At 60.0% G+C, this 14,543-nt stretch carries 11 protein-coding genes; 6 read left to right on the top strand and 5 right to left on the bottom strand.

Annotation, left to right across the window (positions count from 1 at the left end):
* The gene (locus LRS06_RS03130; RefSeq protein WP_257870138.1) at nucleotides 1-675 is read right to left on the bottom strand and encodes a succinate dehydrogenase cytochrome b subunit; all 675 of its coding nucleotides are present in this window, start codon (nucleotides 673-675) and stop codon (nucleotides 1-3) included.
* Between the two features lie 222 nt (nucleotides 676-897).
* On the opposite strand from LRS06_RS03130, the gene LRS06_RS03125 reads away from it, so the two are divergent.
* A complete protein-coding gene (locus LRS06_RS03125) occupies nucleotides 898-3,807 on the top strand; it encodes a gliding motility-associated C-terminal domain-containing protein (RefSeq protein WP_257870137.1) in 2,910 nt (969 codons plus the stop codon).
* 117 nt (nucleotides 3,808-3,924) lie between these two features.
* A complete protein-coding gene (gene fabD / locus LRS06_RS03120) occupies nucleotides 3,925-4,812 on the top strand; it encodes an ACP S-malonyltransferase (RefSeq protein ID WP_257870136.1) in 888 nt (295 codons plus the stop codon).
* Nucleotides 4,813-4,949: 137 nt separating this feature from the next.
* Here fabD and LRS06_RS03115 read toward each other — a convergent pair whose 3' ends face one another.
* Both LRS06_RS03115 and LRS06_RS03110 read right to left on the bottom strand, forming a co-directional pair.
* Nucleotides 4,950-5,375 carry an HAD family hydrolase gene (locus LRS06_RS03115; RefSeq protein ID WP_257870135.1) on the bottom strand — a complete coding sequence of 142 codons (426 nt, stop codon included), beginning with the start codon at nucleotides 5,373-5,375 and terminating at the stop codon, nucleotides 4,950-4,952.
* A 75-nt stretch (nucleotides 5,376-5,450) separates the two neighbouring features.
* Nucleotides 5,451-6,539: a PAS domain-containing sensor histidine kinase gene (locus LRS06_RS03110; protein ID WP_257870134.1), complete on the bottom strand. Its 1,089-nt coding sequence runs from the start codon at nucleotides 6,537-6,539 to the stop codon at nucleotides 5,451-5,453.
* A 227-nt stretch (nucleotides 6,540-6,766) separates the two neighbouring features.
* On the opposite strand from LRS06_RS03110, the gene LRS06_RS03105 reads away from it, so the two are divergent.
* The 3 genes from LRS06_RS03105 to LRS06_RS03095 all read left to right on the top strand — a co-directional run bounded on the left by LRS06_RS03105 (nucleotide 6,767) and on the right by LRS06_RS03095 (nucleotide 8,789).
* On the top strand, nucleotides 6,767-7,036 hold the full coding sequence (locus LRS06_RS03105) for a hypothetical protein (protein WP_257870133.1): 270 nt from the start codon (nucleotides 6,767-6,769) through the stop codon (nucleotides 7,034-7,036).
* 575 nt (nucleotides 7,037-7,611) lie between these two features.
* Nucleotides 7,612-7,803 carry a cold-shock protein gene (locus LRS06_RS03100; RefSeq protein ID WP_196953065.1) on the top strand — a complete coding sequence of 64 codons (192 nt, stop codon included), beginning with the start codon at nucleotides 7,612-7,614 and terminating at the stop codon, nucleotides 7,801-7,803.
* Between the two features lie 152 nt (nucleotides 7,804-7,955).
* Nucleotides 7,956-8,789, top strand: coding sequence for a phosphatase PAP2 family protein (locus tag LRS06_RS03095; protein ID WP_257870132.1), 834 nt, complete (start codon nucleotides 7,956-7,958; stop codon nucleotides 8,787-8,789).
* A 92-nt stretch (nucleotides 8,790-8,881) separates the two neighbouring features.
* Here the strand turns inward: LRS06_RS03095 and LRS06_RS03090 are convergent, their stop codons facing one another.
* Nucleotides 8,882-10,411, bottom strand: coding sequence for an NAD(P)/FAD-dependent oxidoreductase (locus tag LRS06_RS03090; protein ID WP_257870131.1), 1,530 nt, complete (start codon nucleotides 10,409-10,411; stop codon nucleotides 8,882-8,884).
* A 245-nt stretch (nucleotides 10,412-10,656) separates the two neighbouring features.
* On the opposite strand from LRS06_RS03090, the gene ctlX reads away from it, so the two are divergent.
* Nucleotides 10,657-11,553: a citrulline utilization hydrolase CtlX gene (ctlX, locus tag LRS06_RS03085; RefSeq protein WP_257870130.1), complete on the top strand. Its 897-nt coding sequence runs from the start codon at nucleotides 10,657-10,659 to the stop codon at nucleotides 11,551-11,553.
* Nucleotides 11,554-11,681: 128 nt separating this feature from the next.
* Here ctlX and LRS06_RS03080 read toward each other — a convergent pair whose 3' ends face one another.
* Nucleotides 11,682-14,513 (bottom strand): bifunctional transaldolase/phosoglucose isomerase, encoded by a 2,832-nt coding sequence (locus LRS06_RS03080; RefSeq protein ID WP_257870129.1) that lies wholly within the window; start codon nucleotides 14,511-14,513, stop codon nucleotides 11,682-11,684.
* Between the last annotated feature and the right edge of the window lie 30 nt (nucleotides 14,514-14,543).

Here is a 14,543-nt window from a genome sequence, read left to right as displayed (position 1 = left end):
TTAGGACTTGAAGAAGTAGAAGTACACCGGCATAGCGGCGAACAGGGCGCACACTATGATGGAAAAGCCAAAGCCGAGTACTTTAATGGCGGGCGTGTACTTGCGGTGGTTGAGGCCCAGCGTCTGGAAGGCGCTCTGGAAGCCATGCAGCAAGTGGTAGCACAACGCCACCTGCGCCACTACATACAAAAGAACGTACAGCGGGTTGCGGAAGGCTTTCACCACCAGCCCGTAGGCATCTTCGTTGCCGTTGGCATCGCGCGGTACATCGGTGAAGCGCAGGGAACCCAGGAAGTTGTACAGGTGTACTACTAGAAAGAACAGCACAATGCTACCCAGCAGCGCCATGCTGCGCGAGTACCACTTGCTGTTCTGCTCGATGTGGTCGGAAACGTAGCTGCTGCCGCGGGCGGCGCGGTTTTTAGCTGCCAGCGCCAGGCCCTGGTAAATGTGAAAGCCGAAGCCCAGCACCAGCACCCACTCAACGGTACGGATAACCGGGTTGTGGCCCATAAACTCGGAGTAGGCATTGAAAGCCACGCCGTTGTCGTCTTTAAACAGCTGCAGGTTGCCAACTAAGTGAACGACCAGAAAGGAGCACAAAAACAGGCCCGTAACGGACATAATGATTTTGCGACCAATGCTGCTGGAAAACGTATTACTGATCCAACTCATAGAAGCTACTGAAGGGTGTGGGTAGGTCGGTTGTACCGGCCAAAGGTAGGCGCCAACCACGTACGAAACAATCAGCCTTGTACGTTTGCATCTATCCCGGGCCGTTCCCGTAACACGCGCTAGACTTCAGGATAACCCTATCAGGCACAATTTTGTTAGGTTTCTGTCGTAATTTCCTTGACCTTCTTTGCTGACGGCCAGCCGGCTGTATACTCTCTTCCTATGACTCAACTCGTACTTCCGGACCAGCTGCGGCGGCTGTGGGCAGTGGTGCTCGTGCTGCTGGCAGCGCTGAGCGCCCGACCGGCTCAGGCTACCCACCTGCGCGCCGGCGACATTCAGGTGACGGCCGACACCACGGCCAACCCTATTCCCGGCCGGTATTTTTTCAAGCTCGTCACGTATGCAGTAACAGATGCGAAGGCCAATGATGATGACAGAGAAACCATCTTCTTCGGGGATGGTACATCCAGCGGTTTAGATGCTATTGTACGAGAAAGCACCACGCCACTGGGCAACAACGTTAGCCGCAACGTCTACCGGTTCTCGCATATTTACAATGCTCCCGGTCCGTACACCATCCATTACATCGGCGAAAATCGGAATCCCAGTATCCGGAATATTAACGGTGGCTCATCGGCTAACATCAACATCTACCTCTACGCCAAGATAATAATAGATCCGGCCCTGAAGGGTAACCGTTCACCCGTGCTAAGCGCACCACCTATCGATCTGGCCGCTGTGCGACAGGTGTACCTCCACAACCCTGCTGGCTCCGATGCTGATGGCGACAGTCTGGCGTATAAGCTGGTAGAATGCCGCTATGTACCGGGTGGCGTAGCCAGCGTTCGGGGCAATACCCCAGAGCCCAAAGTGGTGCCTGCGTACCGCTATCCTGACGACCAGGCCTCGACCGTATCGCCGGGTGGGGTACAGGTGCCCTTCGCAGGGCCACCGGCAGCCCAGGAAGGCCGCCCGGCTATTTTCACGCAGGATGTGCTTACTGGCCAGATTGTATGGAACTCTCCCAGCATGGCCGGCGAGTTCAACGTGGCCTTTGTGGTGGAGGAGTGGCGCCGCGTAGAAGGCGCAACCCCCGTCAAGATCGGAGAAATTCTGCGGGATATGCAGATTACCGTTTCTCCTACCGACAACCTGCGGCCCATTCTCACCCTCCCGCGCGACATCTGCATCATTGCCGGTGACTCGGCCCGGGGTGTGGTTCGGGCGGTTGACCCCAACGGCGACCCTATCGACCTGACGGCCTTCGGGGGCCTGCTGGCGCGCACTCCGGTGCTGACTCCGCCGGGTTACGAGCGGTTTCGCGCCACTTTCCGGCAAAAGCAGCGCACGGCTCCGGTAAGCGGCGTGTTCCGCTGGCGCTCCACCTGCGCCGATGTGGCCGAGCAGCCCTACCAGATTGTATTCCGGGCCTCTGATGACCCCGGCAACAACGAAGTGCCGCTGATTGACCAAGGCGTGTGGCGTATTACCGTGGTAGGGCCGCCGCCGGAAAATCTGCAGGCCACTCCGGAGGCCTTAGGCATTAACCTCACCTGGAACCTCTACGAATGCCAGAACGCCAGCCGCATCCTCATCTATCGGCGCGAAGGCCCTGGCAATTTTGAGCCGGATACCTGTAACCCGGGCATCCCTACGTCGGCTGGTTATGTCCAGATCGGGGAAGTAGCGGCCAACACCCGGGAGTTCCGGGATGATAACAAAGGCCGGGGACTGGAGCGGGGCAAAACCTTCTGCTACCGCATCTACGCCGAGTTTCCGCTGCCCGCAGGCGGCAAAAGCCTGGCTTCGCAGGAAGTATGCGCCAAGATTGAAGGCCGGCCCATCTTGCTCACGAACGTAACGGTAGAGCGTACCGGCGTGACGGACGGCTCCATTAAAGTGGTATGGACCAAGCCAGTGCTGGCCTCCGGGGCCTTCTTCACGCCCTCAGGCTACCGCTTGTACCGCAGTGAGGGCATCAATTCCACGCCTACCGTGCTGGTTACGGCTCCCATCCGGAACCTGAACGATACGGTGTACGTGGACAGCAACCTGAATACCCAGGAAAAGGCCTTCACCTACCGCGTGGAGTTCTTCAGCAGCAAAATCCAGGGCGGAACCGACGAAATAGTGGAAGCTCCGCCGGCCGCTTCTTCAGTGCGACTGGAAGGCACGCCCACTGCCGTGAGCGACGGAATTAATCTAACCTGGCAGTACCAGGTGCCTTGGGACAATACCGTGCGGCCCACCCGCATCTACCGCCGCGACCAGGGCGCTACAACCTACACGCTCATCACCACCGTGCCTGGGGGCGCTACCAGTGGCACCTACCTGGATAAGGGCACGGCTACGGCTCCGCTGCGCAAAAACCAGGAGTACTGCTACTACGTGGAAACCGACGGCGAATACAAGACGCCTCCCATTGGGCCGCTACTAAACAAGAGCCAGGAAAAGTGCGTGGTGCTGGCCTCCGTGCCCTGCCCGCCCGTACTCACCCTAGTCGAAACCAACTGCGACAGTCTGGCGGCGCTGCCTTACTTCCCCAACATCACCAGTACCCCCTACAACAACAAGCTCACCTGGACGCTGGACGAAAACAACCCGGCCGACTGCAGCACCGAAATAGCCTACTACCGGATCTATTTCAGTGCCACCCAGTCGCAGAATCTGGCCGATTTCACCCTGCTCGATTCGACTACCGTGCGCAGCTTCGTGCACCGCAACCTGACTTCTCCGGCCGGCTGCTATTACGTGGTGTCGGTAGATAAAAACGAGCGAACCAGCACACCCAGCAACATTGCCTGCCACGATGCCTGCCTGTTCTTCGTGCTGCCAAACATTTTCACGCCCAACGGCGACCGGATCAACGACACGTTCCGGCCGAAGGTGGCCAGTCCTATCCGGCGCACCAAGTTCACCGTGTTCAACCGCTGGGGCCGCAAGGTGTATGAGAGCGACAAAAACCCGCTGATTGAGTGGAATGGCACCGATAAGGTAGTGTCGGAAGGCCTGAACACGCCCAGCAGCAAGGTGGTGGATGGCGTCTACTATTACCTGGCCGAGGTGGAATTCGCCGACTTTGCCGGCACCAAGAAAACCTACAAAGGCTGGGTGGAAATAACCCGCTAACCCGCGGTGGCTGACTGACTGTTCCGCGCAAAGCCCGCTGCCATCCGGCGGCGGGCTTTTTTGCGTTTGGGCTATCTTGCCGCCCCATCCACTTTTCTTTCTCCGATTCTTCCTTCCATGAAAGCAGTTATTTTCCCCGGCCAGGGCAGCCAGTTCAGCGGCATGGGCCGCGAGCTGTACGAGCAGCATCCCGAAGCCCGCAGCCTTATGCTCCAGGCCAACGACATCCTGGGCTTTTCCCTTACCGACATCATGTTCACGGGCTCCGACGACGACCTGCGCCGCACCGACGTCACTCAGCCTGCCATCTTTCTGCACTCCGTGGCCCTGGCCGCCGTGTTGCCCGAGCTGCGGCCCGCTATGGTGGCCGGTCATTCCCTGGGCGAGTTTTCGGCGCTGGTAGCGGCCAAGGTGCTAAAGTTTGACGATGCCCTGCGCCTGGTGGCCCGGCGTGCCCAGGCCATGCAGGCGGCTTGCCAGGAGCAGCCCGGCACCATGGCCGCCATCCTCGGCCTCGACGACGAAACCACGGCCCGCATCTGTCAGGAAATATCGGCCGAAGGCGACGTGGTGGTGGCCGCCAACTACAACTGCCCCGGCCAGCTGGTGGTGTCCGGTTCCCAGCGCGGCATTGAGCGGGCCTGCGAGCAGCTGAAGGCTGCCGGCGCCAAGCGCGCTTTGCCGCTGCCCGTGGGTGGCGCCTTCCACTCCCCGCTGATGCAGTCGGCGGAGGCGGCGCTGGCCGAGGCCATTGCCCGCACTACCTTCTCGGCCGGCATTTGCCCGGTGTACCAGAACGTGGACGCCGCCCCCCACACCGACCCCGATGAAATCCGCGAAAACCTGGTGCGCCAGCTTACCGCCCCCGTCCGCTGGACGCAGAGTGTGCAGCGCATGGTGCAGGACGGCGCCACCGAGTTTGTGGAGTGCGGCCCCGGCAAAGTGCTGCAGGGCCTCGTCAAGAAAATTGCCCCCGAAGCCGCCGTGTCCTCCGCGGCCGTGTAGCTTACTCATGATACAAAAAGCGCCCTGCCGGACGGTTCCGGCAGGGCGCTTTTGTGTGTGGCAGGTTTCCCTAAAGCATCATGGTCTTCTCATGACTGTCAGGTAGGACAAGCTATGGTTGGTATAGCTACAGTTTTTCATTCGCCCATGGCTCTTAATACTGTTTCAGTCCAGTTGCTGTCTTGCGGATCGATAATGATTGTCCTGAAATTATGACGCTCACCCTCCATTTTTACTCCCGGTAAGTCATCAACGTGAACGTCTATACCAAAGGCAGGAGGATATTTGGATGCCCTGTTTCTGTGTTCTTTTAGTTTATTGTTATGGTGCCCCTGATTGATAAACCTGTCGATAGGTATGCTATACAAATGAAAAGTCAACAGTATCTTTCCCGTTGACCGATATGAGGTTGTATAGATATAGATTGTATGGCCACGTGACTTCAGCTCCTTGAAAAGACCAACTGTTCCTTTTCTTACTTTCTCGATTCCGAGTAGTCTTGGCAGCCAGTCTTGCTCTTCTGTAGGAAAAGTCTTTGACGCTGGAATGAGAGTGTCGTCCAAGTCAAATGAAATTGTCATAAATATTTTTTCTTAGCTACAGCTGGAGCTCATCGTTAACCTGAAAAGCCAAATCCTTTACGCCGGTAGGGCGGGTATTTCCAGCGTGAAGGTGGTGCCCTTACCCTCGGTGCTTTCCAGCCAGATTCGACCCTCGTGCAGCTCTACAATAGTCTTAATCACCGACATACCCAGGCCGGTGGTTTTTTCCCCACGTAGGCCGGGCCGGCGGGCCGGCGTGAACTTATCGAAGAGCACCGGCTGCAGCTGGCTGGGAATACCAATGCCCGTATCGGTGATGATGACGCGCAGGCTGTTGCCCAGGTCCTCCACGCGCACCTCCACGCGGCCCCCATCCGGCGTAAACTTGAGGGCGTTGCTGAGCAGGTTGTTGATGACCTGCTGAAACTTGTTGATGTCGAGGCGGGCGTAGAGCGGCCCGGCGGGTGCCTCCAGGGTTACCAGTATGTGCAGGTGCTGGGTGGCGCGCTCGTACTCTTCTAGGGTGGTGCGCATCCAGGCCACAAAGTCGGCCCGTTCCCACTTCAGCAGCACGTTGGCCGATTCCAGAAACTCATTGTCCACGAAGTCGCGGATAAGGTTGAGGCCCTGCCGGCTGGTGCGCTCCATCAGGTGCAGCAGGTGCTGGGTGGTCGGCGTGAGGGCGCCGTCCATTTCCTCGGTGAGCTGCTCGGTGAGTTGCTGGATGAGTACCAGGGGGGTAGTCAGGTCGTGAGAAAGAATTTCGAGGGTAGCGTTTTTCTTGGTGTTGAATTTCTGGGAATTGATATCCATTTCCTTGGCCCGGGTTATGTCTTCGAGCCGCCCACTAAGCAGGGTATGGCCCTCGGGCTGGGGCAACTGGCAGGCGGACAGGCGCAGCCATTGCGTGCGGTCGTCAGGCCGGGCCAGGCGCAGCTCCACGTTCTGCACCACTTCGCCGGGCGCGGCCTCGGCAAGCCGGTGGCGCAGGTAGTGCCGGTCATCGGGGTGCAGGCGCTCCAGCCAGAAGGGCAAGTCCTCGGCTATATGGCTGGCCGGGTCGCCGGTGAGGTCCTCATAGCCGGCACTCACGTAGAGCACACGCTGCTCCTGCAGGTGATACACAAAGTACACGGCATGGCTACCTTCGATGAGCGGGCGGAGAAAAGAATAATAGGTTGACATGCAGAGAAGGGTAGGACCACGGGACCGAAAAGTGCGGGGCTGCGTGGGTGCCAGGTAGTATATATTCGCGGAAACAGAATATACTGCTTTCGGCAAGATACGGCTGATTGTGCTTTGGTGATATCCACCACGCCGGGGGGCTCCGCTCCTTGGTTTCTGCCGGGCAGAGGCAAGCTGATGTACTTGCCACCCGAAAACCGTACCGCCTTACCCACGCCACGCCAGCTATGAACACCCAAAATATGACCACGCTCTATAAAAATATTCCCTGGATGTATAGCCTGCTGCACGAGGAGGCTACGGGCGCGTACTACCTGCAGGTGGTGTGCGGCACCAGTGCCTGGTACGAAATGGCCCTACGCCTAACCGAAGCCGAAGTGGCGCTTTTCCTGGCCGATCTGGCTGCTCACGACCCCGAGAAACACATGACTCTGCTCGCCAAACAGGTAATGGGTCAGGCTTCCACGGGCATTGCGGGCCGGGAATACCTGCGCTGATTGTACCCTCTCCGCTTCCTGCTGGTCCTGCGGTTGCGCTGCCATTGTGCCTTCTTTCCGGCCCAACAACGCCGGGCAACCGCAATTATTCAACTTTTCTTTTGCCTGTTACTGGTCGTAACCGGTGGCTCTTTGGCTCTGCCGGCTGCAGGCGAACAGAAAAAACGGCGGGGTAACTTCAGGCAGCGGCGCAGCAGACAGTGGCTGCAGTGGTATAGGCTTCGGGGTATACTGCTTGCTGGTTATATTACATAAAGACAGATGTTTGCCAGCTTTCTTGCGCCGGGTCGAGCAGTAGCGGTCGGCGCTTTCAGCCAGGAAAACCAGTGGCCGAACGGCCGGCCATTATCCGGAAATAGGGGCACGAAGCGAAAGAGTTTGAACCTAAAGCGTGGGCCGTCCGTTAGCCGCCCGTAACCGTCTGGTGCCGGGGATTGTCCGCTTGGGGCAGTCATTCCGGAAATAAAGCCGTACGTTTGCATTGTTTTAAGGCAAGTTGCCTCGTGTCGCTACCATTGCTTAATTGTAGAGTTCCGTTGTCAGTTGCTTCACTTTCACCTTTTTCCTAAAGCATCATGGCAACAGGAACCGTAAAATTCTTCAATGAGACCAAAGGTTTTGGTTTCATCAATGACTCATCTACCGGCCAGGACGTATTCGTCCACGTAACCGGTCTGATCGACGAAATCCGCGACAACGACAAAGTTGAGTTCGAAGTGGAAGAAGGCCGTAAAGGCCTGAGCGCAGTAAAAGTGCGTCGCGCTTAATTACCGCGTACTTCCCTAGGAAGTATAAAGAGCAGGCCAATTGGTCTGCTCTTTTTTGTTTGTGCGGGCCGTGGCCGGAACAATCCGGCCTTCCGCCGAAGCTAACCTGGCTTGGTCGTTTCTCGTTTCAGCGGCAACCATACTTACCGCTCATGAAACTACTTTCCTCGCTTTTACTGACCGTTTCTCTGTGGCTGTCGGCAGGGGCCGCCGCCCAGGCCCAACAGGCCGATTCCCCGTACCGCACGCGCTTCGTGGTGGATGCCCCCATCACCGTGGGGCTGGGGGCAGTTAGCGGGCTGGGGCTTTACCTGGTGCAGCAGAAAAATGGCCTGACTCCCGCGCAACTGGCCGCCCTCGATAAAAACGATGTTCCCAAGTTCGACCGGTTTGCGGCCGGCAACTATAGCGACCAGGCCCAACTGAAAAGTGACGTACTCTGCTACGGCTCTCTGGTGGTAGCGCCGGGCTTGCTGGCTTTGAACGATAAGGCCCGCGGCCGCTACGGACAGGTGGCTGCTCTGTATCTGCAAACCATGCTGGCCACCGATGCCGTTTTCACCATGTCGGTAGGCACTGTGACGCGCTACCGGCCCTTCCTCTACGGCTCCGAGGGCGCGGAAAATAAGCGTGGCAGCCGCATTGCCACCAACTCGTTTTTCGCGGGCCACACCGCCCACACGGCCACGGCCACGTTCTTCGCCGCCAAGGTTTTCCACGACTTCAACCCCGAATCCCCGGCCGAGCCATTTGTGTGGGGCGCGGCGGCGCTGGTGCCGGCAGCCGTAGCCTACTACCGCATCGAGGCCGGCAAGCACTTCCTGTCCGATAACCTCGTGGGTTACGCGCTGGGCGCCACCATGGGCATTGTGGTGCCGCAGCTGCACAAAACCGGCGGCCGCACGGGCATTTCACTGGTGCCGGTTCAGGGTCTGAACGCGAATGGGCATGCCTACGGCGGGCTGCTGCTTACCAAGGCCCTGTAAGAAATCAGTCAGCCTCTGAAAGAGGCCGCAGGCGCTACTAAAAAGGGTTTGCCAATAGCTGGCAAACCCCTTTTCTTTCCAGTTGATTGTTACTATACTGGCTCCGCCTGTAACTCCCGGGCTAAAACCTGCAGCGCTTTTTCGTGGGGCAGGGCCTCGGCCAGCATTTGCAAATGGGCTATCTGCTCCTCGGTGAGTATGGCTAGCTCGGCGCAGCCAATCTGGCGCAGGCATTCCCGATAGTCGGCGAGGGCGCTTGGCTGGGCGTGGGGGCCCTGGAGGCGGAACTGCGCGGGCGTAAGCGGGCCGAAGAGCAGCTCCTGGGCCAACTCAGAGTAGCGTTCCAGCGACGGAGCCACGCCAACGTTGGCGGCCAGCTGCATTGCCATTTCGTGCAGGCTGGTTTCGTAGCGCACCTGCCGGAAGGCCCGGAACTCAGCCAGGCCGGCTTCCATCTGCTCGTGCGAGGGCAGCGCACGGGCGCCGCTCCAGCAGGCCGCAATCCAGCGGGCCTGTAGCTCTACCACCGGGAAATACGGCCCCGCCTGCGGAAACAAGCCGATGAACGCCAGATTGGGCAGGCAAGGGTGGAAGGTGTGCTGGTGCAGGTCGATATGGTCGGGGCCGGCCTGGATGGTTTCCCGGATATCGTCGCTCAGGAAAGGCAGGTTGAGGTCGAAACCCGTAGCCAGAATTACGGCATCTACCGCGGCTTGGCTGCCATCCTGAAACACCACGCCCGTGGCGGTAAAATGCGCCACGGCTCCGCACGGCTGAATCCGGCCCTGCTGCACCAAGTCCAGATACTGGTCGTTCATGGAAATGCCGTCGGCCCGCACATCCTCCTGCGGACGAGGCGCTCCAAAGTCGGCGGGGTTGCCGCAGGTGCGCAGGATCAACTGCTTCAGGCCTTCGGCGGCCCGCGTAAAGGCCACGCAGTCGGTAGGGCGGCCGTTCAGGGTTTTTCGGAGGATGTAGCGCGGCTTGCGGCAGGAGGAAAGCACCGTCACCCCGGGGTGTTGGGCCAGTTCACTGGCAATTTCCAGCCCGCTGATGCTGTTGCCAACGACAAGCACGCGCTGGCCCGCAAAGTCGGCGCTGCGGCGGTAGTGGAAGGAGTGAAGTACCAAACCTTCAAACTCTGTCAGCCCCGGCAACTGGGCGTAGCGGGGCTTGTTGTAGCGCCCTGAGGCCACCACCACGTACTGAAAAAGCTCGGCCCGCTGCTCGCCCTGCCCATCCACCGACCATACTATAAACTGGCCTTTGGGGCCGCGGGCCACCTTGTTGATGCGCGTATGCCGGCGCAGGTGCGGGAGCAGGTTGAAGTGTCCCACGTAGCTTTCCAAGTACGCCAGGATGTCCTGGTTGGAGGGAAAGAGCGGGAGGCCGGGCGTGTGTGGGAAGTCGGAAAACCGGGTGTTGATGGCACTGGTGTTGGTGTGCATGGCCTCCCACACGCCGCTGTGCGGGGCACCCTGGTTCCACTGTCCGCCCAGGTGGGCGCTCTGCTCGAAGAGTACCGGCTCCAGGCCAGCCTCCAGCGCCGATTTGCAGGCTGCCAGACCCGACGGCCCGGCTCCGATGATGGCAATTCTGCCGTTTGATAAGGTCATTTTCATAGCGCGAGAAGGTTGGAAGAAGCGGAGTGCAGGCCGAAGCAGGTAGTTGCGCCAGCCGCGCTGCAAAGTTGCGCAACAGCCGGGCTTGCTTACATCACATCAAGATGTGAATCAAGGCGCTAGCAGGCACGAGTAGGCGGAAAATATGGGTGAGGGCCGGGGTGGTTACGCAATGTTTGCGCACGGAGTGTTTCTTTGCAGCCTCCATCCACGCCTCGCTCATGCAGTCAGCCCGCACCGTTTTCATGGTTCGTCCCGCGCGCTTCGGATTCAACACCGAAACCGCCGAATCCAACTATTTCCAGAGCGCTATAAAGGAGGCTTCGTGGGAGGAAATCCAGCGCCGGGCCCGGGCAGAGTTCGATAATATGGTGGCTATGCTCCGGGACCACGGCGTTCAGGTGCTGGTGTTTGAGGATACGCCCGCGCCGCACACGCCCGATTCCATCTTCCCCAACAACTGGCTGACCCTGCACCCCGACGGCCGGGTACTGCTCTACCCCATGTGTGCGCCCAACCGCCGCTTGGAGCGCCGCTCCGATATTCTGGCCGCGCTTCAGGAGCAGTTTGTAGTAACGGAGGTCATTGATTTATCGGGCTTCGAGAGGCAAAACCGCTTTCTGGAAGGTACTGGCAGCATCATCTTCGACCACCTGTACCGCGTGGCCTACGCCTGCCTGTCGCCCCGCACCGATGTGGCGCTGTTCCGGCAAGTAGCCGGTCAGCTGGGCTACCGCGCCGTGGCCTTTCATTCCCACGATGCGCGGGGCCAGGAAATCTACCATACCAATGTGATGATGTGCGTTGGCGCCCGGTTTGCGGTGGTGTGCCTGGAAAGCATTCGGGATGCCGCCGAACAGGCTGCCCTGACAGATTCACTCACCGCCACCGGGCACGAAATCATCGACATTTCCCTGGCTCAGGTATCGAGCTTCGCCGGCAACATGCTCACCCTGCAGCCCGCCTCCGGCCGCGAGCTGCTGGTTATGTCGCAGAGAGCCTACGACGTCCTTATGCTCGCTCAGCGCACTAACCTGGCGCAGTACTGCGACCTGCTGCCGCTGCCCATTCCCACCATCGAAACTATCGGCGGCGGCAGTGCCCGCTGCATGCTCGCGGAGGTCTTTCTGCCGGAGAAATAGTTCGTGTCATTCCGAGCAGAGCGAGGAATCTGATAAAGCAATTCCCAGATTGCTCGCTCTGCTCGGAATGACAAAAGCCTGATCATCAATGGATGATCAGGCTTTTGCTTTTTCACTTGTAAATGAATCTACTTCGCCAGCACGGTGCGCAGCTGCGCCAGCAAATCGGCCACACCCTGGGTAGGGTTGCCGTTGAAGTGGATGCGCAGGGTGCGGCGGTTGTAATCCTGGAGGGCCTGCAGGTCGCCGGCGGCCTGGGCATTCTGGAAGGTGCCGAAGGTGTAGGGGCGGCCGGGCAGGGGCAGGTCCTGGGCGTGGTCGGTGGTTAGCTGCAGGTAGAGGCCGGTGTCGGGGCCGCCTTTGTGGTACTGGCCGGTGGAGTGCAGAAAGCGGGGACCGTAGCCCGAAGCGGTGGCAATGTGCAGCTGTTCCTGCACCAGGGCGCGCACCTGCTGCAGCTCTTCGTTCAGCGCCGGCGTTTCCATCAGGTAAGCCTGAATGCACAGGAAGTCGCCAGGCTTGGTTTGCCCGAAGAAGCTTTGGAGCACTTCCTCTGCGTTGCGGCCGGGCACGTTAGTATAGTAAGCGGCGTCCTGCGCACGTACTACCGGCTCTGAGGTCTGGGGCAGGGCACCTTTTTCTACCACTACCTTCATCAGCTGGTCGGTGGCGGTTTTGGCGGCCTGCACGTTAGGCTGGTCGAAGGGGTTGATGCGCAGCACGGCGCTGGCCACGGCCGTGGCTACTTCCCAGCGGAAAAACTCCGAGCCCAGGTCGCGGGCATCTTCCATCAGAATGCGCACTACGGGGTGGCCGGCGGCTTCCAGCGCGGCCAGGTGCTGCTCATTCACGGCATCGGACTGGCCTTGGTAGCCCACGTACACGAATACACGGTCCGAGCCGTAGGAGCTAATTGAAGTCAGTGGCTCGCCGGCCAGGGGCAACACGCCTTTGCCTTCCTTGCCGGTGCTTTCGGCAATGAGCTGCTCCAGCCAGAGGCCCAGGTCGCTCAGCGAATCGGGCACTACCAGCGTGAGCTTGTCGCGGCCATGTTGGGCCAGTACGCCCAGGGCCGCGCCCAACTCCAGGCCGGGATTGTGGCTTACGGGGCCATAGGCACCGCAGGCGCGCATCATGCGCACGGCCCGGGCCAGAATGTCGCCGATGGGCAGGCCGTAGAGCGCGACCGGTACCAGCCCGAAGTAGGAGAGGGCCGAGAAGCGGCCGCCTACTTCGGCAAAGTTCAGGAAGATGCGGCGGTAGCCATCTTGGGTAGCCTGCGTCACGAACTTGGAGCCCGGGTCGGTAATGGCCACGAAGTTTTCGCCGGCCCGCTCACCCTTGATTTCCCGGAGACGATTGTAGAAATAGTCACCGAAGGCCAGGGGCTCGGCCGTGGTGCCCGATTTGCTGGCTACCACGAACAGGGTTTCGGCCAGGGGCACGGCATCTTCAATCTCGCGCACCGAGCCGGGGTTGGTAGTGTCCAGCACCGACAGCGGCAACCCATTGGCTTGCCCGGCAAAGGCCTGCTTGAATACAATGGGCGTCATGCTGCTGCCGCCCATACCCATCACCACCACGTGCTTGAAGCCGGCGGCTTTCACCTCGTGCACGAACTGCTCGATTTCGGGCACCGCACCCACCATGGTTTCAGCCACGCGCAGCCAGCCCATGAAGGAGCGTACGCTCTGCTGGGCGGTAGCATCCTCCACCCACAAATCGGCCTGCTTGTTCCAGAAGCCTGCGGTGAAGTTTTGAGCGTTGAGCTCCGCTACCTTGGCATCCACGGCGGCCTGGTACTGGCCCAGGTGCAGTTCGGCGGATACAAGCGGAGCTTGCAGGGCTTGCTGGCGTTTCTGTTCCAGTACCGTCAGGAGTTTGGCAAAAGGCTCATTGAACTTCTGACCGCCTTCATCTTCGAGCTGCTGGCTTACCTGATTCAGGTCGATGCCCAGCTCGGACAAGCGCGCCAGTACCTGGGCGGCCTGCTCGGTGCCTTCTTCCAGGCGGCTCTGTGGCCGTCCGCCCGTGCGGTATAGGTCCAGCGTCTCGACGGGAATGGTATTCACCGTCTCGGGGCCGATCAGGTGCTCGACGTACTTGAGGTTGTCGTATTTGGGGTTCTTGTTGCCCGTACTGGCCCACAAGAGCCGCTGCACGGCCGCGCCCTGCGCCTGCAAAGCCTGCCAGCGCGGCCCGCTGAAAATCTGCTTGTAGAGCTGATATGCCTGCTTGGCGCTGGCCAGGGCCACTTCGCCCACCAAGGACTGGGCCAGTGCGCCCTTTTCCCCGCCCTGGGCAGCCAACTGCTCGAGCTGCGGGTCCAGCAGCACGTCGATGCGGGAGAGAAAGAAGCTGGCCACCGAGTCGATGCGCGAGAGCGGCTGGCCCGCCGCGGCGCGGTTTTCCAGGCCCAGCAGGAAGGCTTCGGCCACGGCTTTATACCGTTCCAGGCCGAAGATCAGGGTCACGTTCACGTTCACGCCCTGGGCGATGAGCTGGCGGATGGCGGGCAGGCCTTCGAGGGTAGCGGGCACCTTGATCATCACGTTGGGCCGGTTCACAGCTTGCCAGAAGCGCAGGCCTTCCTGCACGGTACCTTCCGTGTCGTGGATCAGGGCCGGGGACACTTCCAGGCTTACGTAGCCGTCGCCCTGGCTGTCAGGCTGGTCATAGAGCGGGCGCAGCAGGTCGCAGGCGTGCTGCACGTCCTCCGTGGCCAACTGCTCGTAGATCTGCTCGGCCGAAAGGCCTTGCAAAGCCAGGGCCTGGATGCTGGCGTCGTAGTCAGCACTACCGCCGATGGCCTTCTCGAAGATGGCCGGGTTGGAGGTCACCCCGCGCAGGCCGTCTTCTGTGAGCAGGCGCTGCAGCTCCCCGTTCACAAGGATGTTGCGGCGGATATAATCCAGCCAGATGCTTTGGTTGAACTGACGGACGCTGGCTAATGGGTTCATAGGCAAATGGCTGGGGAAGCGCCCGGGGCG

It is taken from the genome of Hymenobacter sp. J193, assembly GCF_024700075.1.
Lineage (GTDB): Bacteria > Bacteroidota > Bacteroidia > Cytophagales > Hymenobacteraceae > Hymenobacter.
Note: the sequence above shows the minus strand (reverse complement) of the source record. Positions and strands in the feature narration are given on the sequence as shown.

Excerpts from the sequence above, each read along its gene's own strand:
- LRS06_RS03130 (WP_257870138.1), bottom strand. The coding sequence starts at position 675 with ATGAGTTGGATCAGTAATACGTTTTCCAGCAGCATTGGTCGCAAAATC.
- LRS06_RS03125 (WP_257870137.1), top strand. The coding sequence starts at position 898 with ATGACTCAACTCGTACTTCCGGACCAGCTGCGGCGGCTGTGGGCAGTG.
- fabD (WP_257870136.1), top strand. The coding sequence starts at position 3,925 with ATGAAAGCAGTTATTTTCCCCGGCCAGGGCAGCCAGTTCAGCGGCATG.
- LRS06_RS03110 (WP_257870134.1), bottom strand. The coding sequence starts at position 6,539 with ATGTCAACCTATTATTCTTTTCTCCGCCCGCTCATCGAAGGTAGCCAT.
- LRS06_RS03105 (WP_257870133.1), top strand. The coding sequence starts at position 6,767 with ATGAACACCCAAAATATGACCACGCTCTATAAAAATATTCCCTGGATG.
- LRS06_RS03100 (WP_196953065.1), top strand. The coding sequence starts at position 7,612 with ATGGCAACAGGAACCGTAAAATTCTTCAATGAGACCAAAGGTTTTGGT.
- LRS06_RS03095 (WP_257870132.1), top strand. The coding sequence starts at position 7,956 with ATGAAACTACTTTCCTCGCTTTTACTGACCGTTTCTCTGTGGCTGTCG.
- LRS06_RS03090 (WP_257870131.1), bottom strand. The coding sequence starts at position 10,411 with ATGAAAATGACCTTATCAAACGGCAGAATTGCCATCATCGGAGCCGGG.
- ctlX (WP_257870130.1), top strand. The coding sequence starts at position 10,657 with ATGGTTCGTCCCGCGCGCTTCGGATTCAACACCGAAACCGCCGAATCC.
- LRS06_RS03080 (WP_257870129.1), bottom strand. The coding sequence starts at position 14,513 with ATGAACCCATTAGCCAGCGTCCGTCAGTTCAACCAAAGCATCTGGCTG.